Consider the following 21,668-nt stretch of genomic DNA (forward strand, 5'->3'; position numbering starts at 1 on the left):
TTATTTACGTTTGGTAGGCTTAACACGTTGATTGTGTTTTTTAACTGCTTTGCGGATCTGGTTGATTTTAGCGCGTTTATCTTTGCGTTTTTCAGGCATAACAGAAAGCTTAGTTTGTGTCTCGCGCCCTAATTTAACGGTTTTGCGTAAGTAGTTTACTGTTTCTAAATCATACTCCATCCAACCACCTTGTGGCACGCGCTTATCAAGCTCTAGTTTACCATAACGAATACGAATAAGACGAGATACTTCCGCATCTTGAGACTGCCATAAACGACGTACTTCACGGTTACGTCCTTCATTTAACGTTACGTTAAACCAGCGGTTAACGCCTTCGCCACCCATAGGGGTTACAGTCGTGAATTTGGCTGGACCATCTTCAAGCTCAACACCACGTAGTAAGTTTTTAACCGTTTCATTGGTTACTTCACCAAATACACGCGCAGAGTATTCACGCTCTACTTCATAGCTTGGGTGCATCAAGCGGTTAGCTAATTCACCATCATTAGTAAAGAGCATCAAACCCGAAGTATTAACGTCTAATCGGCCAACCGCAATCCAACGCTCACCATCAATACGAGGAAGTCGGTCAAATACTGTACGACGCCCTTCTGGATCTTTACGTGTGCTTAACTCACCTTCGGGTTTGTTATACATAATCACACGACAGATTCTATCTGCTTTTTCTTCAATCTTTACAGTGTGCCCGTCAACACGAATCAAATCGGTTTCTTCAACACGGTCTCCTAACTTTGCCACTTTACCGTTTACACTAACGCGGTTTGCATCAATGTATTTTTCCATTTCACGGCGTGAGCCTACGCCTGCACGGGCTAAGACTTTTTGTAACTTTTCACCTTGTATAATACTCATTCGGATGGTTCTCTCACAGAAGGATCGCTCAATAACTGGTTAATTTTACTTTGCTGCTCTGTTGGCAGCGCAGGTAAGTTTTCAAGTCCAGTTAACGAAAAATAATCTAAAAATTGTTTAGTAGTTGCATATAAAGCCGGCTTACCCGGAACCTCTTTATGCCCTACCACTTTAACCCAATCTCTTTCGAGTAGGGTTTTAATAATATTCGAACCCGTAGTAACACCCCTTACTTGCTCAATTTCACCGCGCGTAATGGGCTGCCTATATGCAATAAGTGATAATGTTTCCAGTAAAGCACGTGAGTATTTTGGTGCGCGTTCTTGCCACAAGTTATTTAACCAAGGGCTTAAACTACTACATGCCTGAAAACGATACCCACTACCAACTTCAACTAAGCGAATACCACGAGTTTGAAAATGTTCTTGTATTGTATCTATTGCGTCGTTTATTCGCGCCATAGAAATAGCTAAATCTATTAATACAGTATCTTTAAGGTGGCGTTTACTAACAGGCTTATCTGCAACAAAAATAGCTGCTTCAATGATCTCAACTAGTTGTTCATCACTAATTCGCCGACCCGCCATACACACTCTTAACAAATAAAAATACACAGCCATCTATTATGACAGAACAACACCAAACTAGGAAAATATATCTACTAAATAACTAGATTTTAAATACAAAAAAGCCAGTGATTATCACTGGCTTCTAATTTACTCTTTAAAACAACAAATATTAGCTGTGTTTAATGGCTTCTAATGCATCATCTTCAGCTACTGCGTTACCGTATTTTTTAATGTAACCCATAAACTCGCTTTTACTGATGCGCTTATCTTGGTTTTTATCCATGTAACCAAAGTGATTTGAAATATCATCATCGTTACCTTCAACTACCGAAATATAGCCATTACTGTCGTTATCTAAGCTTGAAAAGCTGCTTTCAATTTTATCGAATTTAGCGATTTCAGCTTTAAATGCCGACTCACTTACTTCAGAATCAGTGGCTACTTTACCATTGTTTAACTTCATGTAAGTGTTGAATTCTTTGCGGCTAATTTCGTTATCCATATTGGTATCAATATTTGAAAAATGGCCCCAAATGCTATCGTCATCAGCTTCAACTTTTGAGATGTAGCCATCGCTGTCATTATCTAAACTTGCAAAGTCACTGTCTATTTTTTCAAGACCCTGATTAGATGAACAAGCCGCTAGGCTTAATGATGCTAAAATAGTGGCTGCTAATGTTAACTTTTTCATAAGACGTATCCTTCGTAATTAATTAAATGTCACTTTAACTAATACAAATCCAATGCCAATAATAGTTAACTTATAAGAATCAACAACTTAATCTTGGTTGGTGCATTTATTGAACAGTTTCAACAAGTTAAGCTTGCAAGCTTTGCAAACAACCTTGTAATTTTTGCAAAAAAATACCCGGTAAAAAACCAGGTATCTCAATTTTAGTTATATAGTTCAGCTAATAATTAGATTGCTGCGTTTTGGTAGCGTTTAACAAACTCAGTAACGTTTTGACCATTACATTTTAATGAGTTTAAGTTACCAATTTTTTGGCGAACAGGTGCTAAACCTTGTTTTAAAGCCGTCATACATAATTGAGTTTCTTGTTGAGCATCTTTTGCAAATACTTCTACTTTCTCAACTGATGCGTTGCTTAATGCCGTTTTTTTAGCAATATCGCGAATATCTTCACCATTACATAAAATGCTTTTAGAAAAACGAGATAAGTAAACACCGTGCTGAGCAGCTTCTTTACGAGCAACACTAAAGCCTTCGTTTGCGCTTAGTACACATAACTTAGACTCAATTTTATTATCTTGACTGAAGTAAGTATTGCTTTGTGCTGAAGCAGTTGCAGATGCTAATAAAGCAGTAGCTAAAAGTAGTTGTGTTTTCATGAGAGATCCTATTTGAACGAGCTAAACAAGTGAATTTCGCGCATTATATATTCAATAAAGTTAAGTTCAATTGAATTTTTTATTTATTTAAAAAATTAATACTGCATTTACAATGTTTAAACTTTACTCACCAATTGATCAACATTTGTGCAGCTATTTTCTCATTTCAGTCATGTTATGTACGCGTATTTACTGATACAATTTAATTCATTAAATAGATCCAATTTTAAGGTAAATTTTATGAAAGTGATTTCTTTCAATATCAATGGTCTGCGTGCTCGTCTCCACCAATTACAAGCAATTATCGACAAACATCAACCAGACGTTATTGGCTTGCAAGAGATTAAAGTTCATGACGAAGCATTCCCACTAGAAGATGTACAAAAAATGGGATATCACGTCTACTTTCATGGCCAAAAAGCCCATTATGGCGTAGCTATGTTATGCAAAAAAGAGCCTAAATCGGTCTTAAAAGGCTTTGCTACCGATACAGAGGAATCGCAAAAACGCATGATAAGCGTCACTGTTGAACAAGATAACGGTCGCGACCTTACAGTCATGAATGGCTATTTCCCACAAGGTGATAATATTAACCACGAAACTAAATTTCCTTATAAACGACAATTTTATAAAGATTTAATGACACACCTTGAAACCAACCACACCCCTGATCAAGACGTCATTGTTATGGGCGATATCAACATATCACCCACCGATTTAGATATTGGTATTGGCGAAGTTAATGCAAAGCGTTGGTTAAAAACGGGTAAATGTTCTTTCCAACCGGTAGAGCGTGAATGGCTTGCAACATTACTTAATTGGGGCTTTAAAGACACCTTTAGAGAACAAAACCCAGAAACAGACGATCAATATTCGTGGTTTGACTATCGCTCTAAAGGGTTTGTAGATAACCGAGGGCTTCGAATAGATGTAGTACTTGCAACTAATGAGCTTGCAGCACGCTGTATAGATACTGGTATTGACTACGAACTGCGCGGTATTGAAAAACCCTCAGATCATGCCCCTATATGGTCAACATTTAAGTAATTACTATGCTCAGCATAACAATACAAGGACTACTTTGGGCCCTTGTAATTATTATTGCCCTACTAAGCTTTGATAAAAAAACATATAAAACATTGCTTAATACGCCAGCCCGTCAAACTGGAGTTCTTGCATGTGCGTTAGTGTTTGCAGTGCTTTGGCGAATAAAAGCAGGAATTTTAACGGGCCTTGATTTACACATACTAGGTGTTACCGCCGCTACATTAATTTTAGGCTGGCGATTAACGATTTTAAGTAGCCTACTTGCCTCAGCGCTACTAACTGCATTTGGTCAAATTGAACTTGAACTGTTACCAGTACAACTGCTTATTGGTGCGTTTATTCCTATTTTACTAAGCTACCTTGGCTTTATAATTAGTTACCAGTATTTACCTCGTCATTTTTTTGTTTATATATTTGTTTGTGCGTTTATAACTGCAGGGTTTATAGCCTGTATAAAAATAAGCCTAGGTGCTCTATTTTACTTAGCTATAGGGCAATACAATTGGCAAGAACTTGCAGATAACTACGTTTATTTAAGTGCCATAATTTGGTTTCCTGAAGCAATGCTCAACGGCATGGCTATAACAATTATGATCACCTATCGCCCGCATTGGGTAAAAACTTTTTACGATAAGGACTACCTAGACTCATGAGTCTACAATATCAGTGCCCGCTATGTAACCTCGCACTTTTGAAAGCTGATTCAACACTTCGTTGTGCTAACAACCACAGCTTTGATTTTGCCAAAGAAGGCTATGTTAATTTACTGCCAGTACAACAAAAAAATTCAAAACAACCGGGCGACTCCCTTGAAATGGTGCAAGCTAGACGCGCATTTTTAGAGCGTGGATACTACCGCTTTTTACAACAAAATCTTAGCGATTTAGTCGGTCGAATAAGTGCGAATACGGTTATAGATTTAGGATGCGGTGAAGGGTTTTATACCCAAGCAATAGCAAGTAAAACAGACGCAGTTGTATACGGTGTCGATATTTCAAAATCTGCCGTGAAATATGCGGCAAAGCGCTACCCTAATTGCTATTTTAGTGTTGCATCAATTAGCCAAGCGCCTTTTAAAAGTCAATTTGCTGATGTACTTATTAGCGTATTTGCACCTTTGTTTGAGGAAGAGATTGAACGTCTTGCTAATAAAAACGCAACATTAGTGGTAGCAAGCCCAGGCCCTTATCATTTAAAAGAGCTAAAATCGTATATATATTCAGAAGTAAACGAACATACTGAAATAGCCACGCCAAAAGGGTTTCAAAAATCAGAACAGGCTCTTTTAACAGAGCATGTAGCGCTTAGCTTTACTGATATTAAAAACTTAATAATGATGACGCCATTTGCATGGAAATTTAGACCCGAGCACTGGACAGCACTCGAACAAAAAGGTGAACACAATGTCACCTTATCATTTTATATTACTCAGTTTACCAAAATAGATAATGGTATAACCCGCTAAAACTGCTCTTTAGTAAATGCTCTATCCATTTTTTCAAACATATCTTTAAGTAAGTTAGCAAGCTCCATATAACGGGGCTTGTTTTCACTTAACTGCGTTTGATATCCATTAGCCGCCATTTTAGTGTACAGCTCGTTGTACCATTTTTGCATAGCAGGATCTAAAGCCGTTTGCGCTCGTTTGCCTAACCAAAATAAACCTTGTAAAGGTAACGATATAAAAAATAATGCACTCGCAATAGCTTGCGGTAAAAAATCAGAACCTAAGTAATTAAGCTGAAAAAACAACGTTAGCATAGCCAAGATTGGCATTACTGTAATGGCAAGCTCAGTCGCTCTAATCACTCTAAACTCTAAAAACAAAGGCGCAAGCTCTTTACGCATTGGCCATTTTTTACCATACAAACGGCCTGTTTGTAGTTGTGACATCACACTTTTTTGCATCATGACTCCTCACAGATACTGCTTTTAAATACAATAGAAAACGAGCTATACCAAAGTGTAACACAAAATGAGGGAGTTACACTTTCTCAGTAAAAGAGCTTAAATTTCCCCTTTAATGACGAACAATCCTAACTTAAACATCATAAATAAGGTAAAATATTTAACATTGAGTTAACCACTTTGCAGTTGAACATTTAATTGTTTTAGCTTTATTTAATACCGTAAGTGTAACTATCACGTATTAACGTTCACTTACTAAATTTGTTTATGGAAATTGAATCTATGCCAACAACCGCCCCTGAATCCCAACATGTTTTAGTTTTAAACTGTGGTAGCTCTAGTTTAAAGTTTGCCATTATTGATGCAAACGACGGTCACGAAATTATATCAGGCCTTGCTGAACGCTTGGGCGCCAAAGCCCCCTCCATTAAATACAAATTTAATGGAACTAAGACGGTTATCGACTTAGCGGCTAATCAAGCACATGCTGAGGCTATAAATACGCTTGTAAGCTTAATAAAGGATCATAACCTTGATGAGCACCTTATTGCTGTTGGGCACCGTGTTGTTCATGGCGGAGAGCATTTCACAAAGTCAGTCTTAATTGATGAAGATGTAATTAACGGTATTACTAAAGCGTCTTCTTTAGCGCCGCTACATGGTCATGCGAACTTGTTAGGTATTTCATCTGCACAAGCTTCATTTATAGGTTTACCGCAAGTAGCAGTATTTGACACAGCATTTCATCAAACTATGGATGAAGTTGCCTACCTTTACGCCCTACCCTATAAGCTTTATACAGGCTACGGTGTAAGACGCTATGGTATGCACGGCACAAGTCATTACTATGTAGCAGGACAAACTGCTAAATTATTAAATCAGCCTATAGAGAAGAGTAATTTCATTAGTGCTCATTTAGGTAATGGCTGCTCTGTTACTGCAATAAAAAATGGTAAAAGTGTTGATACCAGTATGGGTTTAACGCCATTGGCTGGTATTGTTATGGGTACTCGCAGTGGAGATATTGACCCCGGTTTATTTAATTTTTTAACCACACAGCTTAGTTACAACGCTCAGCAAATAGATAATTTATTAAACCAAGAAAGCGGCCTACTAGGTATTAGCGAACTCTCTAACGATTGCCGAACGATTGAAGAAGCCGCTGTTGCCGGACATAAACAGGCACGTTTAGCGCTGGATATTTTTTGCTACCGACTAGCCAAACAAATTGCAGCTTACATGGTACCATTACAACGTTTAGATGCACTTATATTCACTGGCGGCATTGGCGAAAACTCCGATATCATACGTGAAAATGTCATTAATCAATTAGCTTTTTTAGGGTTCAGTTGTGACCAGAAGAGCAATCTTGATGCACGTTTTGGTAATCAAGGTATTATTAGTTCAGCCAATACTTCACCCAAAGTGGTAGTAATGCCGACCAACGAAGAGTGGGTTATTGCACTTGATGCCGCTAACATCGTAAAGGAGCTTTAATATGGCACGTCGTATTATGTTAATTCCTGTGTCTACCGGTGTGGGTTTAACGTCGGTATCAGTTGGTTTAGTTCGCGCTCTTGAGCAAAAAACAGTTAAAGTTAACTTTTTTAAACCCATCGCTCAGCCTCGTTCAGGCGAAACAGGTCCTGAAAAATCAACACAAATAGTCACTCAAGGTTCACCTATTAACCCACCCACCCCTTTTGCTCTTGATTATGCTGAGCAAATGATTGGCGACGGTAAAGGTGATGATCTACTAGAGGAAATTGTTGAACGCTTTGAAAGTAAAATAAACGACGATGAAGTAGCTATTATTGAAGGTATGGTGCCTACTCGTCGCCAACCTTATGCTGGACGTGTAAACCGCGAAATTGCGCAAACACTCGGCGCTGAAATTGTATTTGTACTTACCCCTGGTAATTACACCATTACTCAAATAGAAGACCGCCTAGAAATTGCAGCAGGTAATTACGGTGGAATCGATCATCCTCGTGTACTGGGCTGTATTTTTAATAAAGTAAATGCGCCACTTGATGAAGAAGGCCGGGCACGCGCCGATTTAGTCGACGCTTACAAACCCGAAGAGCTTGAAAACGAGTTAAATCGTTTAGCGTCTTTACCTATTTTTAAAAAAAATCCGTTTATGTTGCTTGGCGCAATCCCGTGGGATTTTGACTTAGTAGCGCCACGCGTAAAAGACTTAAGCGCGTATTTAAAAGCAACAATAATTAACGAAGGCGATATGCTTCATCGTCGCCTGCGTCGTATTACTTTTTGTGCTCGTACGGTTTCTAATATTTTAAATTATTTTACGCCAGGTGCTTTATTAGTAACACCGGGCGATCGCTCTGACATACTTGTTGCTGCGTGTTTATCTGCTATGAACGGCACTAAACTTGGCGCTATATTACTCACCGGTGGCTTTGAGCCAGAGCCACGTATTATGGCTTTGTGTGAACAAGCTATGCAAACCGGTTTACCAATACTCGCAACCGATGCCGATACATGGCGCACATCACTATTACTGCATAACTTTAATATGGAAGTACCAAATGATGATGACCAACGCATTGAAAAAGTAAAAGATCACAATGCAGAACATATCAATTCAAGCTGGCTCGATACTCTAGCTCAAAGTGTAGGCAAAACGCGTAAGTTATCACCACCTGCATTTCGTTATTTATTAACCGATAAAGCACGTAAAGCAGATAAAACCGTAGTATTACCAGAAGGGAATGAACCTCGTACAATTAAAGCGGCTGCTATTTGTGGTCAACGTGGCATTGCTAAAACTATATTGCTTGGCGATCGCGAAGAAATAATGCGTATTGCACAGCAGCAAGGTATTGAGCTAAACGAACATGTAAGTGTCATCGAGCCAAAAAGTATTATAAATGATTATATTGCGCCTATGGTCGAAATTCGTAAAAGCAAAGGCCTAACTGCCGTTGTAGCACAAGAGCAACTACAAGATAACGTCGTACTTGGCACAATGATGCTTGAGCAAGGTAAAGTAGATGGTTTAGTATCGGGCGCGGTTAATACCACTGCTAATACAATTCGCCCGCCCCTGCAGTTAATTAAAACAGCGCCAGGATCATCGCTGGTATCTTCCGTATTTTTTATGCTGCTACCTGACCAAGTGTTAGTTTACGGTGACTGTGCTATAAACCCCGACCCTAATGCTGAACAACTTGCTGATATAGCGATTCAATCTGCCGACTCTGCAGCTGCATTTGGCATAGAGCCACGTGTAGCAATGATAAGCTATAGCACGGGTACATCAGGTACGGGTGCCGATGTTGAAAAGGTACGTGAAGCCACAAAAATAGCAAAACAAAAACGTCCTGATTTAATTATCGACGGCCCACTACAATACGATGCCGCTATAATGGAAAATGTAGCACTTAAAAAAGCACCTAACAGCCCTGTAGCTGGTAAAGCGACTGTATTTATATTCCCAGATTTAAATACAGGTAATACAACATATAAAGCAGTACAACGCAGTGCCGACTTAATAAGTATCGGCCCTATGCTTCAAGGTATGCGCAAACCCGTAAACGACTTGAGCCGTGGTGCATTGGTCGATGATATTGTGTATACAATCGCCTTAACTGCAATTCAGGCAGCCCAAGCAGAAGCGCTAATAGCACATTAAACACAACGTGTGCTTTTTATAGCCTAGCTATTATTTATTTAATAATTAACTAGTTAGGCTATTTATACCCTGCAACCCCCATACTTATCCACAGAAATTGTGGGTAAGTTTTTAATCTCTATTAAAACCCACTTCCAAATGCTCATTTTAGTCACGCTTACACCTTTAACTTGAAGGCAATAATCTATACTATAAAGCTATCAATAATGCTGTATCGCAGGCGTTTAATGTCAAAACAAACATTACAATTACACAGCACGGTTTTATCTATTCACAGTTTAGATGTTGACGCCGATATACCTGCGGCGCTACTCAAGCTTCCTTTATTTTTTATATCTAAAACCCAGGATGAACTATCTATTGTTTGCCCTAGTAGCTTTGAAATAGAGAGTTTAGATACCGAATCTGATTGGCAAGCACTTGAGGTGGTTGGTCCACTTGGTTTTTCGCTGACCGGAATAATGGCTAATATATCTGGTGTATTAGCACGCGCTAAAATTTCTATTTTTTCAATCTCAACCTACGATACCGATTATATTTTAGTAAAAAAGCAAACAGCCTCACTAGCACTTAATGCCTTAAAAAAAGATGGTTACAACGTGGTGGCCCAATAGCATATGAAAGCACAAACAATTGAATATCTAGCACTCAATAAAACGCCCCGCAGTGCCATCCTTATTACAAGCCCATTTACAGGTAAAGTAATACCGCTTCAAGAACACCCCGAACCTATTTTTAGGTTTGGTATTCTCGGTCCTGGTATTACTGTAAAGCTCAGTAGCCACAAAATTTTAGCGCCGTTTGATGGCACGTTATTACAAGTAAAAAACGCAGGTACTGAGTTTATTTTACAGGCTAAAAATGGTTTAAAAGTTTTAATCAACTTAACTATTACCGGTTCGCAATCAATTACACATACTCATATTGCACAATTAAATGGTAGTGAAATAAGTAAAGGCCAGCGCCTCGCTTATTTTGATTTACGCGAACTAGAAACGCCTATGCTGGCCAGTTTAATCTTACTTAACGGCCATAATCTCGGCACATTTCATTACTCACATTCGCATGTAAATGCGGATGTAGATACCTTATTAACTATTATTAAGAAGAACTAAATTTATGATCACTCTATACGGTATTAGCAATTGCGATACGATAAAAAAAGCAAAAAAATACTTAGCCGACAACAACATCGAATTTACGTTTCATGATTACCGCAAAGATGGCGTAGATGAGCAAATGGTAAGTGATTTTGCAGATAAACTCGATTGGGAACAGCTTGTTAATAAACGTGGCACAACTTATCGCGCACTAACTGATGAGCAAAAACAGAGCTTGACTAAAGAAAGTGCTATCCCATTGTTAGTTGAACAACCTGCAATGATCAAACGCCCAGTACTTATTAACAATGGCAGTTACCATTTAGGTTTTAAAGCAGCCCAATACGATGAGATATTTAAATCATGAAAGATGATGTAATTGCACTTGCCCAAGCACTAATACAACGTGAGTCAGTAACGCCCGAGGATGCTGGCTGCCAACAGATGATGAACGACCGCCTTGCTGCGGTTGGTTTTAATATTGAGTCATTATTTTTTACCGACACATTAAATACATGGGCTCGAAAAGGCACACAATCACCGCACTTTTGTTTTGCAGGCCACACTGATGTTGTGCCAACAGGCCCTGAAAAAAATTGGCAACACCCGCCGTTTTCAGGATTAATAAAAGACGGTTTATTACATGGGCGCGGCGCTGCCGATATGAAAGGCTCGTTAGCTGCAATGCTTGTTGCAACCGAGCGGTTTGTTACTAAGCACCCAGATCATAAAGGCTCAATTTCTTTTTTAATCACCTCTGACGAAGAAGGCCCGTTTATAAACGGGACTACCCGTGTAATTGATACGCTAGAGGCGCGCGGTGAAAAAATTGATATGTGCCTAGTAGGCGAGCCTTCATCACGAGATGTATTAGGTGATGTTGTTAAAAATGGCCGCAGAGGTTCACTTACCGCTTTTTTAACCGTTAAGGGTGTACAAGGGCATGTCGCCTATCCACATTTAGCACAAAACCCAATTCACCTAGCAACCCCTGCCCTTACAGAGCTTAGCAAAACGGTGTGGGATAACGGAAATGAATACTTCCCTGCTACCAGCTTTCAAATTTCAAATATTAATGGCGGCACAGGTGCAGGTAATGTGATCCCGGGTGAGCTAGAAGTACAGTTTAACTTTAGATTTAGCACGCAAGTAGCACATGAGCAATTACAACAACGTGTAAATGACATACTGCAAAAGCATAACTTAAATTATGAATTAAGCTGGATAGTAAATGGCTTGCCTTTTATCACCGAGCACGGACCCCTTGTTGATGCCACAGTAAAAGCGATTAAATCAGTAACTGGTTTAACGACGAATCTAGAAACTACCGGCGGCACATCAGATGGTCGCTTTATTGCACAAACAGGTGCTAAAGTAATTGAACTTGGCCCACGTAACGAAACTATTCATAAAGTAGATGAATGCGTAAGTACCGATGATTTAATAGCCCTTACCGACATTTACGAGCAAATACTAGAGCAACTTTTAGCATAATGGATGTAACTAAACCAACATCGATAATGTGTATCACAGGGCAAAGTGATACACATTTAACTGACATACAAAATCATCGCTTGCACAGCGCTATTATTAGCGACTTTTTAGCGCTGCAAAGTGCAGCTCAAAAAGCGGGATTTGATCTTACTATTGCCTCAAGTTTTCGCGACTTTGAACGCCAGTCAATTATTTGGAATAATAAGTTTTTAGGTATTCGACCTGTTTATAATAAACAGCAAAAGGTTGTAGATTTAACTAAATTAAATGATGTAGATAAATGCATAGCAATAATGCTCTACTCTGCACTACCTGGCGCAAGCAGGCACCATTTAGGGACTGACTTAGATGTGTTTGATAAAGCTGCGGTCAGTGATGATTATAAGCTACAGCTAACACCTGATGAATACTTGCAAGGTGGGCCGTTTGCACCTTTAAGTAATTGGCTTGATACTAACTTAGTTAAATTTGGTTTTTATCGTCCTTACCAGCATGATTTAGGTGGCGTAGCACCTGAGCTTTGGCATATAAGCCATATTAAGCAATCACAATTATTAGTGAATAAACTTAGCGAGCAAGTACTTTTTGAATGCATAAAAAACAGTGAACTACAGGGTAAGCAGGCAATACTTGATAACTTACCTGCTATTTATAAACGCTTTGTAACAAACGTAAGCCCACACCTAAAAGAAGGTTAGGTTTTATTAAGCCTTCTTTTTATTTAAAATAAACACCAGCACAGCTCCTAATATTAAGGAGCTTGCTACTATAAACTCCACTGTTACCTGCTCTGATAAAAACAAAACACCAGCAATGGCAGCAAGTACCGGCACACAAAGTTGCACAACCGCTGCTTGGGTACTTTTAAGCAATGGCATTGCTACATACCAAACACTATAACCAACTCCAGACGCTATTGCCCCCGAGGCACACGCAAGTAACACCCCTTCAATACTCATATTTTTTAAATAACTCATACCTACAAGTAATAAAACAGGGATAGCAACTAAGCTTCTTATAAAGTTAAACCCAGTAGTACGCAGCGGCGATACGCACACTTTACCGCGAATACTGTAGATACCCCATGCCACACCACTGAGTGCCATAAGTGATGCACCTAATAATGAAGGCACCGCTGCAGATGGCAGCATTAAATATACAAAACCAGATAACGCCACTATAAATGCACACCACTGAAGTACGCTTAATTGCTCTTTTTGATAAATACCCCAGCCAATCATAGTAAGCTGCACAGCAGAAAATAAAATTAGTGCACCGGTACCGGTATCTAGCTCTACGTAGGCAATCGAAAAACAAAGCGCGTAAACAAGCAGGCTAATACTGCTTCGCCAGCTTCCTCTGTCACTTAAAATAGCGGGATTGAATGTGCCTTTACGTTTTAAATTATGGGTATAAATTGCCATTATAATGCCCAAACATGCAGCTCCGCTAAGCAAGCGAATAACAGTAAAGTTCCAAGCATCTATATAACCTTCTGCTAAGGCCATTCTGCAAAAAAGAGAATTTGCGGCAAACGCAATTAAAGCAATTAATGTGTATATGGTGGCTTTCAAAAAAATTCCTTCGCAACGAAAAATAACTATATTGTTTAAACTCACTCGCTAATTAACCAACCGCGTTCAAGCCATTGATTAATTTTAGTAATTAAAAACCCAGCGATTTGCTCACCAGGGAGTTCATTTAAACAGGATTGACATAACTGTGCAAAGGGTGTGTTTTGTTTTAATAGACTCAATAAGCGGTATTCTTGTGCATCAACGCTTAAATACTGTGTACGTCTTTCAGTATCACGTGCTACAACCCAAAAGCGAGGTTCTGAGACTCTTGGCTCTGGCGGTGTTTGCTTTTGTTTTATTGCCTGCCAACTTTCAACCGCCAACGTATTAAACGCAACTAACTGTACACTTGGATGTAATTTTAATAGTAAATTTGGCCATTGTTGAGGTTCAATACTTTCAAGCTCTGATACATTAAGTAATGTTTTATCGCTTGCATCAAAAGTACTTAGTAATAGTCGTTCAAATTTGGCTATATCTGCAAGTATGGGGTAATCACTAAAAGGAGTATTAGCGGCTAAATAATCTGGTAGCTTCTCTGCAAAAATTCGTAGTGACGTATGAGTTGAAGGATATAAAGCTAAATAACCATCAACCATCATCTCAAATAAATCATCACCTAAGTAAATGCCCAACTGTTCGTGATCTTGCTCAATCACGGCTCTTAAGCGAATTTTATAAGCGCTTTGATAAATAGAGAGTCGCTGTTGTGTATTTAACTGCCCTTGCTGCGCAATTTGCTCGCTAATATCCGAACTTTCTCCTTGCAGTAAATCCATAAACTGTTGTTGCAGCTTTGCTAAACCACTCATGACCTTATATCCCAAAACGGTTTCACTAGCGCTTTGGCATGCTCAAGCTCAGTAATTAAATCATCAAGGGAGCCAATATTATCATCGCGTTCAATCATGGTACTTACCGGATTTAATGTTTTTGCATACTGAGCATATAAGTCCCATACCGCATCGGGAACATCTTCATCGTGCGTATCTATAATATGCGTACCAAAGTCTTGATGTCCTGCTAAGTGAATTTGTGCAATAGCTGTACTCGGAATAGCTGATAAATAATCCATTGCATTAAAGTCGTGATTACGCGCACTTACATAAACATTATTTACATCCATTAAAAACTTACAGCCTGTTTGCTTATGTAATTGCGCTAAGAATTCCCACTCACTCATTTGTGAATCGTTATAGGTTAAATAGCTCGATACATTTTCAAAAATCATTTCGCGCCCTAGGTAGTCCTGAACTTGTGAAATTTTATTTGCTAAATGATCAAGCGCCTCTGAGGTGTAAGGCATTGGTAGTAAATCGTGGCTATTAATACCGCCCACTTGGGTAAAACATAAATGATCAGACACCCAATGCGGCTCAACCCTCGCAATTGTGTTTTTTAACTGATTTAAGTAGTCCTTATCAATAGGGTCAATACTACCAATCGACATTGATACCCCATGCATAACAATCGGATAATCTGCTCTTATTTTATTTAAATAATGCCAAGGTTTTCCACCGGCTACAAAATAGTTTTCTGAAATAATTTCAAACCAATCTACAGCTGGTTTATCTGCAATAATTTGCTCAAAATGCGGGGCTCTTAGTCCTAAACCAAAACCTAAAAAACGATTTGTCATAAACTTCCTTAATAAGCCTGAATAATAAACACATCGTTTAAGCTTATTTTATGCGTTCGATAAATTGGTATTAGCTACCTACAGAACCACCAATATCACCACATGCTTTTGCAGGCATTGATACAAAACCGGTGCCTTTACATGATGCATGTCCAGCACAAGCATTATTAGCAGTCTTACAATCGTTATGACCGCCACACACATTTACATCGTTACAATGTACTAAATCTGCTTTAGCTACACTGCCAACCCATTTATCTTTTACTGTACCGCCAACGTCAGCACATGATTTTGCAGGCATTGCTACAAAACCAGTCCCTTTACATGACGCTTGACCTGCACATGCATTCTCAGCTGTTTTACAATCGTTATGGCCACCACATACATTCGCATCATAACAATGAACTAAATCAGTTGTTGCGCCATTACTAGCAACTGCACTTGATGTTGCCGTTTCTGCCTCTGTTGCATTACAACCAACTAAACCTGCTACCATTACAGCCATTGCTGCACCTGTAAACTTTTTCATTTTTTAATTCCTCTGAGTGATTTAACTCTTAGCAAGACCGCTAAAGCGAAAATACTATTTCAGTGGAGTGATAATAAACCAAAAAAATTCACACTTTGTTCACTAATGTCACTTTATATTTCTTTATTAGCAGGCAGTTTTACTCTACGATTTTTTACAATATTTCACACATTTAGCTAAAAATAGTATGTTAATGTATACAGGTAAATTAAGAGGAGTGCTCAGTGCGCCGCAGTATAATTTTAAGCTTTTGTTTTATTTTAAGTGGGTGTAGCACAATGGGTTTTAATGACCTATTTAATGACTATGCCACACAAATGACACCAATAAGAAATGCGATCGAGAAAAACAACATCGAAGAAGCGCAATCCCTTATTGCTAATAATAGCACCCTGCACAGCAGCTACTTACTCAACCAACTTGAGCAAGCTCGTTTAAACGACTTAGAAAATACACCAGATGATGCACAAAGTAAATTTGAGAACGTGTATACGCAAATGCAAAAAAAGCGTGAAGCCGCCAAAATACAAGTTAGTGCGGGCCTTGAACAAAGTAACGCTTTATTTACCAACGACTCAGCAATAACTTATGTGCCACCCGCTTACGAAATGAGCATGCTTCATAGTTATAAAGCACTTAACTACGTGTATAAAAATGATGTTGAAGGCGCATTGGTCGAAATTCGCCGAGCTAATAAAGTACAAGTTGATGCGCTTAGCGAGAATGAAGCAGAAGTAGACTCAACCGTTAAAGAAGCTCAGCAACACTACCCAAGCATGAGCAATGTAACCAGAAACATAAAAAATGGCTTTCAAAATGCCTACACATTTTACTTATCTGCTTTGCTTTACCAAAGTGCTAAACAATACGACGACGCCTATATCGATTATAAAAAAGCATTGGCTATACAACCTAACAATATTTATTTACAGCAAGATGTGATGCGCCTTGCTAAAAAACAAGGGTTTGACCAAGATCTAAATGAATTTAAAAAACGCTTTGGCGATACGCCCACTATTTCTTCATCACAAGGCGAAGTAATTGTTTTATTTGAACAAGGATTAGTACCAAAACAAGATGAATTTAAACTGCGCTTGCCAATTTATTCATCACGTGGCGATGCACGCTTTTACAGCTTGGCGATGCCGGTATATAAAGATAATGCCTATGTGCGCCGCCTTAACAATATAAATATAGATGCACAAAGCTTGGCGCTTAGCCCACTGGTACACATTGAGGCACTTGCAGCTAAAACTCTAGAAGATCAAATACCTGCAAAAGTCGCTCGCCAAGTACTCAGATTAGTAGCCAAAGAGAAAGTACGGGCAGAACTTGCTCGCAGTGCCGGTGATGTAGGTAACATACTTGCTAATATTTATAATTTGGCGTCTGAGCAAGCTGATACACGCAGCTGGCTTACACTTCCAAATCAAATAAGTGTCGCAAGGCAAAGCCTAAATACAGGTGAGCATTCTGTGCATATAGGCACACAAGCACCCATAAATTTTACCATTAGTAAGCAAGGGTTAACGTTAATTTACTTAACCTCTATCAATAACTACTTTAATTACCACGTAGTTCAACTTTAGGAGCCATCATGAAATACATAGCGCCATTATTAGCAGCCTTAATGCTCAGTGCATGTTCCAGCCAACCGGTTACATCGGGTATTTCTGTTGAACAAAATAAAAACCAGTTTAATGAGCAATTACGTGTAGATAACCCAGAGCTTGGTAAAAAGCTGGCCATTACTGATGTGAAAACACGTCAAACCAACCAGTTAACCGATGTAGTAGTGACACTTTCGAGCCAGTATAAAAAATCACAATATTTACAGTATCAGTTTAATTGGTTTGATAAAGACGGCTTTGTAATTAAAGGCAACCATTCACCTTGGCAAGCACTCACCTTATTTGGTTTTGCAAAAACACAATTACCGGGCTTAGCACCGAGCTCTGATGCGGTTACCTTTTCTTTAGCAGTAAGAGAAGTGTCTACCGAATCACAAGAATTTAAAGATTAAAGGAAACAACCATGATCATCAGTAACAAATTTAAAACAGTATCAACTTACGCTTTAGTTGGCTTGAGCGCTTTAGTATTAAGTGGCTGTGCTAATAAAGCCGTAGTAAGTTATGGCGATGCACAAGCAGTAGAAACAACCGATATTAATTTTGGCTCTACCGATTTACAAAAAGTAGCTAGCCAAATGACCGATTCATTACTCAGCTCACCCGTTGTTGGCACAATGACCGCTAATAAACGCCCTGTAGTATTTGTTGAGCGTATTAAAAACAAAACTAGTGAGCACATTGATACTGAATCAATCACCGATTCAATCTCAACGCAAATGCTACGCAGTGGTAAATTCCGTTTTGTAGATATGACGCGTGTTGAATCAGTACGTGAGCAATTAACGTTTCAAAACGAAGATGCCCTTGTTAACCCTGCAACAGCCGTTGCATTTGGTAAACAAATTGGCGCGCAATATATGTTATACGGAAATTTATCGAGCATAGTTAAATCAAACGCTGATAAATCAGATGTTTATTACAAATTTACAATGCGCTTAATGGATATGGAAAGCGGCCTTGTAGAATGGGCTGACGAAACTGAAATTCGTAAAACTAAAGAAAAATCGACATTTGGTTGGTAGTTACTAAGCCTTTACGGGCTAATAAGCCCATAAAGGCTACCAATAGGAGATTATTATGAAAGCTATAATATTAATAATGTGTGCCCTACTTAGTGTGAGCGCGCCAACTTTTGCTCAATACGAGCGCAATAAAGCAGTCCCTGTGCAGCAAGTTTTATTTGGTGACGTAAAATCGGTACGCAATATTACCGAACAAGAAATCATTCAAGACAAAAACAACGGCTGGAAAACCTTCGGCGGTGCATTACTCGGTGGTGTTGTAGGCAACCAGTTTGGTGGCGGTAGCGGCCGCACAGTAGCAACAATATTAGGCTCGGTAATTGGCGGCAGTGTTGCACACAATAGGCAGCAGCAAAGTCATTATCAGCAAAATCATTTTGTAGAGTTATTAATACAAGTTGAAAACGGCGACCAGTTTATGGTTGTTCAAGATCAAGACCAATCAATGCGCTTTAGCAAAGGCGATAATGTAAGATTAGTGTACTTGAACGACAACACGGTGCGTGTAGATAAAGCGTACTAGCCAATATATTCATGACTAAAGTAAAAAAACGAGCCAAATTTGGCTCGTTTTTTTACTTTTTAAATAACTATACTTGACGATAGTCTTTAAAAAAACGCTTCATTTTTAACATCGCATCCGATAAATCATCTTTGCTTGGTAAAAATACCAATCTAAAATGATCCGGCTCGGGCCAATTAAACGCCCTGCCATGTACAAGTAATATTTTTTCGGCTTTTAGCAAATCGTACATCATCTTTTCATCATCTTTAACGTTAAAAAGTGCTGTATCTACTTTGGCAAACGCATAGAGCGCGCCTTTTGGTTTTTTACAACTAATACCTTCAATAGCGTTTAACCCGCGCCATGCAATATCGCGCTGCTCGTATAAGCGCCCACCTGGGTTAATTAAATTATCAATTGATTGCACGCCGCCCAACGCTTGTTGAATTGCATATTGCGCAGGTACATTGGCGCACAAACGCATAGATGAAAGTATTTCAAGGCCTTTGCGTAAATCATCCATTACCGAGGTACGACCGCTTAGCACCATCCACCCCATTCTTAGCCCCGCTGCACGGTAGGTTTTTGCTAAACCATTAAAAGTAATGATTGGTACATCATCACACAGTGAGCCGATTGAAGTATGCGTTATACCATCGTATAAAATCTTTTCGTAAATCTCATCGCTCAATAACAGCAGTTTATGTTCACGCGCTATATCAATTAATTGCATTAACAAATCATCACTGTAAACCGCACCTGTCGGATTATTAGGATTAATTAATACCAAAGCTTTAGTTTTAGACGTTATTTTGCTTTTTATATCTGCAATATCTGGAAACCAATCTTGCTCTTCATCACATAAATAATGCACCGGATTACCACCCGATAATGTGACAGAAGCAGTCCAAAGTGGATAATCTGGAGCTGGAATAAGCACTTCATCGCCATTATTTAATAGCGCTTGGGTGATCATCTGAATAAGTTCGCTTACGCCATTACCAATATATATGCTATCTACATCTAAATTATGTAATCCACGTTGTTGATAGTGCTGATAAATAGCCACGCGGGCTGAATAGAGGCCTTTAGAGTCACAGTAACCTTGGGCTGAATATAAGTTGCGGATAATATCGCGGTGCATATCTTCTGGCATATCAAAACCAAAAGCAGCCGGATTACCTATATTCAATTTTAATACTTTTTGACCTTCGTCTTCCATTTTTTTAGCTTGTGCTAAAACCGGCCCACGAATGTCATAACATACACCTTCTAATTTGTGACTCTTTTTAATATCAGACATTTTTACCTCTTTAGGGCGTATTGACTTTATGGATTAAATTTGTTCAACCTAGGGGCGATTTAATCGCGGCGTGAGATTTGTAACCTAGTGGGCTAAGTAAAAATTGAGTAACAAAGAGAAAATAGCCCCTAGGAAGAACCCTCTGGGCAATGCGTGTTTGGATTTTATGTGTTGTTATCGCCTATTTATGTGGAAAAACCACACTGCATAGGCTCTGCCTAACCTAAAAACCAGACACTCGTTGCAAATTCAATCCCGAAAGATCAACACGCCCTAGTGAGTCTTTAGACTAACCTAGTAAAGGCGTAAAATGCCAGTCAATTTAGGTGCTTAATACTGAAATAAATTCACGTTTCGGCTTCAATAATTAACGAGATGCTAACCATTCATTTAGCTTAGCTTGAGAGCCTGTTACTTGAGCCATTAAGCTATTAGATGCGTCGATAGCTTCAGCTAAGTTATCTAGGTTTAAATTTTGTTCAATAACACGCGATACTTCAGCAAGGCTTATAGCTCCAAACTGCGCCGCATTCGATTTTAAGCTATGGGAGTGGCGAATAGCTGCTTCTTTATCTTTACCAATGGTTGCTAACACTTCTGAGCCCAAACGTTCAAACTCTGAGCAGCAAAAATCAAGTGTATCAGCAAACTGCTCACCCAATAACGATTCCATACTCTCTAATGCTGATGTATCAATATTTATTTCTGTCATATTTTAAGCCCTTAAAACAATCCATGTAAGTTACAGTTTAATAGAACTACTTTATATTGATGCGTAAAAAAAACCAACTTAATTACCTTATAAATGTATAATTGCGAGGAACATACTGGCAACAAAAAGTTTATTAAATGGCACGCACACTTTGTAATCATTGTAACTTTTCAATAAACACCTGTATTTGCAACGCAATTACAAATATAAACAACAAAGTTACGGTTATTATTCTACAGCACCCGAGTGAAGAAAAAATAGCAAAAAATACCGCTAAACTACTCAATTTATGCCTAACTGATTGCCAAATAATCAAAGGCGAAAATAATGATGACTTTTCCATACTAAAAACACTGCCAGTAAGCTCAACTGTTTTACTCTACCCTAACGAACACGCTGTAAATTTAGACGATAACACTGAGCAGCCAAATGTAAAAAACATCACCCATTTAATCGTGGTTGATGGTACATGGAAAAAAGTCTACAAAATTTTGCAGCTCACCACATTACTAAATCAATTTAAAACGGTCAGTTTTAAACAGCTACCTAAAAATCGTTATGCTATTCGTAAAGCTCCTCGGGCCGACAGCCTATCCACACTTGAAGCTGTAGCGCATAGTTTGTTTTTAATAGAGCAACTAAATCCCGCACCACTTTATAATGCGCTAAATGAATTAATACAAAAACAAACCCAACACATGCCTGAGCACGTAAAAGCACGTTACTTAGATTAAATTCGTTACTATATG

General features: G+C 38.8%; 26 protein-coding genes. 15 read left to right on the forward strand and 11 right to left on the reverse strand.

Annotation, left to right across the window (positions count from 1 at the left end):
- The 4 genes from rluB to H5087_RS12310 form a co-directional block, all read right to left on the reverse strand.
- Positions 1-873: a 23S rRNA pseudouridine(2605) synthase RluB gene (rluB, locus tag H5087_RS12295; RefSeq protein ID WP_024595359.1), complete on the reverse strand. Its 873-nt coding sequence runs from the start codon at positions 871-873 to the stop codon at positions 1-3.
- Positions 870-1,460 carry an SMC-Scp complex subunit ScpB gene (gene scpB, locus H5087_RS12300; protein ID WP_182672229.1) on the reverse strand — a complete coding sequence of 197 codons (591 nt, stop codon included), beginning with the start codon at positions 1,458-1,460 and terminating at the stop codon, positions 870-872. Before scpB ends, rluB begins: the two co-directional genes overlap by 4 nt.
- 151 nt (positions 1,461-1,611) lie before the next feature.
- Positions 1,612-2,133, reverse strand: a complete 522-nt coding sequence (locus H5087_RS12305; protein ID WP_154903244.1) for an EF-hand domain-containing protein — start codon at positions 2,131-2,133, stop codon at positions 1,612-1,614.
- Positions 2,134-2,360: 227 nt separating this feature from the next.
- Complete coding sequence (locus H5087_RS12310; protein WP_154903246.1) at positions 2,361-2,792, reverse strand: exonuclease III; 432 nt, start codon at positions 2,790-2,792, stop codon at positions 2,361-2,363.
- A gap of 240 nt (positions 2,793-3,032) precedes the next feature.
- Here H5087_RS12310 and xthA point away from each other — a divergent pair, with 240 nt between their 5' ends.
- From xthA to H5087_RS12325, 3 genes are read left to right on the forward strand one after another with little or no spacing between them, the layout of a single operon-like run.
- On the forward strand, positions 3,033-3,839 hold the full coding sequence (gene xthA, locus H5087_RS12315) for an exodeoxyribonuclease III (RefSeq protein ID WP_024596546.1): 807 nt from the start codon (positions 3,033-3,035) through the stop codon (positions 3,837-3,839).
- 5 nt (positions 3,840-3,844) lie between these two features.
- On the forward strand, positions 3,845-4,492 hold the full coding sequence (locus tag H5087_RS12320; protein ID WP_182672230.1) for an energy-coupling factor ABC transporter permease: 648 nt from the start codon (positions 3,845-3,847) through the stop codon (positions 4,490-4,492).
- On the forward strand, positions 4,489-5,304 hold the full coding sequence (locus tag H5087_RS12325; RefSeq protein WP_182672231.1) for a putative RNA methyltransferase: 816 nt from the start codon (positions 4,489-4,491) through the stop codon (positions 5,302-5,304). The genes H5087_RS12320 and H5087_RS12325 overlap by 4 nt, the downstream gene beginning before the upstream one ends.
- On the opposite strand, the gene yfbV is transcribed toward H5087_RS12325, so the two are convergent.
- Complete coding sequence (gene yfbV / locus H5087_RS12330; RefSeq protein ID WP_182672289.1) at positions 5,301-5,747, reverse strand: terminus macrodomain insulation protein YfbV; 447 nt, start codon at positions 5,745-5,747, stop codon at positions 5,301-5,303. The genes H5087_RS12325 and yfbV overlap by 4 nt on opposite strands.
- A gap of 282 nt (positions 5,748-6,029) precedes the next feature.
- Between yfbV and H5087_RS12335 the strand changes: the two genes are divergently transcribed.
- From H5087_RS12335 to H5087_RS12365, 7 genes are all read left to right on the forward strand, one after another.
- On the forward strand, positions 6,030-7,244 hold the full coding sequence (locus H5087_RS12335) for an acetate kinase (RefSeq protein WP_182672232.1): 1,215 nt from the start codon (positions 6,030-6,032) through the stop codon (positions 7,242-7,244).
- A gap of 1 nt (position 7,245) precedes the next feature.
- Positions 7,246-9,405, forward strand: a complete 2,160-nt coding sequence (gene pta / locus H5087_RS12340) for a phosphate acetyltransferase (RefSeq protein WP_182672233.1) — start codon at positions 7,246-7,248, stop codon at positions 9,403-9,405.
- A 227-nt stretch (positions 9,406-9,632) separates the two neighbouring features.
- Positions 9,633-10,019, forward strand: a complete 387-nt coding sequence (locus tag H5087_RS12345; RefSeq protein WP_002959696.1) for an ACT domain-containing protein — start codon at positions 9,633-9,635, stop codon at positions 10,017-10,019.
- A gap of 3 nt (positions 10,020-10,022) precedes the next feature.
- Positions 10,023-10,520, forward strand: coding sequence for a PTS glucose transporter subunit IIA (locus tag H5087_RS12350; RefSeq protein WP_002959694.1), 498 nt, complete (start codon positions 10,023-10,025; stop codon positions 10,518-10,520).
- 4 nt (positions 10,521-10,524) lie between these two features.
- Positions 10,525-10,872 (forward strand): ArsC family reductase, encoded by a 348-nt coding sequence (locus H5087_RS12355; RefSeq protein ID WP_024594546.1) that lies wholly within the window; start codon positions 10,525-10,527, stop codon positions 10,870-10,872.
- The gene (gene dapE, locus H5087_RS12360) at positions 10,869-11,999 is read left to right on the forward strand and encodes a succinyl-diaminopimelate desuccinylase (RefSeq protein WP_182672234.1); all 1,131 of its coding nucleotides are present in this window, start codon (positions 10,869-10,871) and stop codon (positions 11,997-11,999) included. Before H5087_RS12355 ends, dapE begins: the two co-directional genes overlap by 4 nt.
- Complete coding sequence (locus tag H5087_RS12365) at positions 11,999-12,697, forward strand: M15 family metallopeptidase (protein ID WP_182672235.1); 699 nt, start codon at positions 11,999-12,001, stop codon at positions 12,695-12,697. Before dapE ends, H5087_RS12365 begins: the two co-directional genes overlap by 1 nt.
- A 6-nt stretch (positions 12,698-12,703) precedes the next feature.
- Here H5087_RS12365 and H5087_RS12370 read toward each other — a convergent pair whose 3' ends face one another.
- From H5087_RS12370 to H5087_RS12385, 4 genes are all read right to left on the reverse strand, one after another.
- On the reverse strand, positions 12,704-13,573 hold the full coding sequence (locus H5087_RS12370; RefSeq protein WP_182672236.1) for a DMT family transporter: 870 nt from the start codon (positions 13,571-13,573) through the stop codon (positions 12,704-12,706).
- Between the two features lie 41 nt (positions 13,574-13,614).
- Entirely contained in the window at positions 13,615-14,388 is a 774-nt protein-coding gene (locus H5087_RS12375; RefSeq protein ID WP_182672237.1) for a DNA-binding domain-containing protein, read from the reverse strand.
- The gene (locus tag H5087_RS12380) at positions 14,385-15,215 is read right to left on the reverse strand and encodes a DUF692 domain-containing protein (protein ID WP_154903261.1); all 831 of its coding nucleotides are present in this window, start codon (positions 15,213-15,215) and stop codon (positions 14,385-14,387) included. Before H5087_RS12380 ends, H5087_RS12375 begins: the two co-directional genes overlap by 4 nt.
- Positions 15,216-15,285: 70 nt before the next feature.
- Positions 15,286-15,744, reverse strand: coding sequence for a hypothetical protein (locus H5087_RS12385; RefSeq protein WP_024595110.1), 459 nt, complete (start codon positions 15,742-15,744; stop codon positions 15,286-15,288).
- A 224-nt stretch (positions 15,745-15,968) separates the two neighbouring features.
- Here H5087_RS12385 and H5087_RS12390 point away from each other — a divergent pair, with 224 nt between their 5' ends.
- From H5087_RS12390 to H5087_RS12405, 4 genes are read left to right on the forward strand one after another with little or no spacing between them, the layout of a single operon-like run.
- Positions 15,969-17,333, forward strand: coding sequence for a COG3014 family protein (locus H5087_RS12390; RefSeq protein ID WP_182672238.1), 1,365 nt, complete (start codon positions 15,969-15,971; stop codon positions 17,331-17,333).
- Between the two features lie 8 nt (positions 17,334-17,341).
- Positions 17,342-17,767 carry a YcfL family protein gene (locus tag H5087_RS12395; RefSeq protein WP_002959678.1) on the forward strand — a complete coding sequence of 142 codons (426 nt, stop codon included), beginning with the start codon at positions 17,342-17,344 and terminating at the stop codon, positions 17,765-17,767.
- An 11-nt stretch (positions 17,768-17,778) separates the two neighbouring features.
- Positions 17,779-18,399, forward strand: coding sequence for a penicillin-binding protein activator LpoB (gene lpoB / locus H5087_RS12400; RefSeq protein ID WP_002959677.1), 621 nt, complete (start codon positions 17,779-17,781; stop codon positions 18,397-18,399).
- Between the two features lie 55 nt (positions 18,400-18,454).
- On the forward strand, positions 18,455-18,922 hold the full coding sequence (locus H5087_RS12405) for a glycine zipper 2TM domain-containing protein (RefSeq protein WP_002959676.1): 468 nt from the start codon (positions 18,455-18,457) through the stop codon (positions 18,920-18,922).
- 67 nt (positions 18,923-18,989) lie between these two features.
- Here the strand turns inward: H5087_RS12405 and H5087_RS12410 are convergent, their stop codons facing one another.
- The gene (locus H5087_RS12410; protein WP_024597609.1) at positions 18,990-20,207 is read right to left on the reverse strand and encodes a pyridoxal phosphate-dependent aminotransferase; all 1,218 of its coding nucleotides are present in this window, start codon (positions 20,205-20,207) and stop codon (positions 18,990-18,992) included.
- Positions 20,208-20,574: 367 nt separating this feature from the next.
- Positions 20,575-20,919 carry an Hpt domain-containing protein gene (locus tag H5087_RS12415; protein WP_182672239.1) on the reverse strand — a complete coding sequence of 115 codons (345 nt, stop codon included), beginning with the start codon at positions 20,917-20,919 and terminating at the stop codon, positions 20,575-20,577.
- A 137-nt stretch (positions 20,920-21,056) separates the two neighbouring features.
- On the opposite strand from H5087_RS12415, the gene H5087_RS12420 reads away from it, so the two are divergent.
- Positions 21,057-21,653, forward strand: a complete 597-nt coding sequence (locus H5087_RS12420) for a tRNA-uridine aminocarboxypropyltransferase (RefSeq protein ID WP_024597610.1) — start codon at positions 21,057-21,059, stop codon at positions 21,651-21,653.
- Positions 21,654-21,668 lie beyond the last annotated feature (15 nt).

The sequence above is a fragment of the Pseudoalteromonas sp. SR43-7 genome (assembly GCF_014163785.1).
In the GTDB taxonomy this organism is placed as follows: domain Bacteria; phylum Pseudomonadota; class Gammaproteobacteria; order Enterobacterales; family Alteromonadaceae; genus Pseudoalteromonas; species Pseudoalteromonas distincta.

Bases quoted from the DNA above. Each gene is read 5' to 3' on its own strand.
- rluB (WP_024595359.1), bottom strand. From the start codon at position 873: ATGAGTATTATACAAGGTGAAAAGTTACAAAAAGTCTTAGCCCGTGCA.
- scpB (WP_182672229.1), bottom strand. From the start codon at position 1,460: ATGGCGGGTCGGCGAATTAGTGATGAACAACTAGTTGAGATCATTGAA.
- H5087_RS12305 (WP_154903244.1), bottom strand. From the start codon at position 2,133: ATGAAAAAGTTAACATTAGCAGCCACTATTTTAGCATCATTAAGCCTA.
- H5087_RS12310 (WP_154903246.1), bottom strand. From the start codon at position 2,792: ATGAAAACACAACTACTTTTAGCTACTGCTTTATTAGCATCTGCAACT.
- xthA (WP_024596546.1), top strand. From the start codon at position 3,033: ATGAAAGTGATTTCTTTCAATATCAATGGTCTGCGTGCTCGTCTCCAC.
- H5087_RS12320 (WP_182672230.1), top strand. From the start codon at position 3,845: ATGCTCAGCATAACAATACAAGGACTACTTTGGGCCCTTGTAATTATT.
- H5087_RS12325 (WP_182672231.1), top strand. From the start codon at position 4,489: ATGAGTCTACAATATCAGTGCCCGCTATGTAACCTCGCACTTTTGAAA.
- yfbV (WP_182672289.1), bottom strand. From the start codon at position 5,747: ATGCAAAAAAGTGTGATGTCACAACTACAAACAGGCCGTTTGTATGGT.
- H5087_RS12335 (WP_182672232.1), top strand. From the start codon at position 6,030: ATGCCAACAACCGCCCCTGAATCCCAACATGTTTTAGTTTTAAACTGT.
- pta (WP_182672233.1), top strand. From the start codon at position 7,246: ATGGCACGTCGTATTATGTTAATTCCTGTGTCTACCGGTGTGGGTTTA.
- H5087_RS12345 (WP_002959696.1), top strand. From the start codon at position 9,633: ATGTCAAAACAAACATTACAATTACACAGCACGGTTTTATCTATTCAC.
- H5087_RS12350 (WP_002959694.1), top strand. From the start codon at position 10,023: ATGAAAGCACAAACAATTGAATATCTAGCACTCAATAAAACGCCCCGC.
- H5087_RS12355 (WP_024594546.1), top strand. From the start codon at position 10,525: ATGATCACTCTATACGGTATTAGCAATTGCGATACGATAAAAAAAGCA.
- dapE (WP_182672234.1), top strand. From the start codon at position 10,869: ATGAAAGATGATGTAATTGCACTTGCCCAAGCACTAATACAACGTGAG.
- H5087_RS12365 (WP_182672235.1), top strand. From the start codon at position 11,999: ATGGATGTAACTAAACCAACATCGATAATGTGTATCACAGGGCAAAGT.
- H5087_RS12375 (WP_182672237.1), bottom strand. From the start codon at position 14,388: ATGAGTGGTTTAGCAAAGCTGCAACAACAGTTTATGGATTTACTGCAA.
- H5087_RS12380 (WP_154903261.1), bottom strand. From the start codon at position 15,215: ATGACAAATCGTTTTTTAGGTTTTGGTTTAGGACTAAGAGCCCCGCAT.
- H5087_RS12385 (WP_024595110.1), bottom strand. From the start codon at position 15,744: ATGAAAAAGTTTACAGGTGCAGCAATGGCTGTAATGGTAGCAGGTTTA.
- H5087_RS12395 (WP_002959678.1), top strand. From the start codon at position 17,342: ATGAAATACATAGCGCCATTATTAGCAGCCTTAATGCTCAGTGCATGT.
- lpoB (WP_002959677.1), top strand. From the start codon at position 17,779: ATGATCATCAGTAACAAATTTAAAACAGTATCAACTTACGCTTTAGTT.
- H5087_RS12405 (WP_002959676.1), top strand. From the start codon at position 18,455: ATGAAAGCTATAATATTAATAATGTGTGCCCTACTTAGTGTGAGCGCG.
- H5087_RS12410 (WP_024597609.1), bottom strand. From the start codon at position 20,207: ATGTCTGATATTAAAAAGAGTCACAAATTAGAAGGTGTATGTTATGAC.
- H5087_RS12415 (WP_182672239.1), bottom strand. From the start codon at position 20,919: ATGACAGAAATAAATATTGATACATCAGCATTAGAGAGTATGGAATCG.
- H5087_RS12420 (WP_024597610.1), top strand. From the start codon at position 21,057: ATGGCACGCACACTTTGTAATCATTGTAACTTTTCAATAAACACCTGT.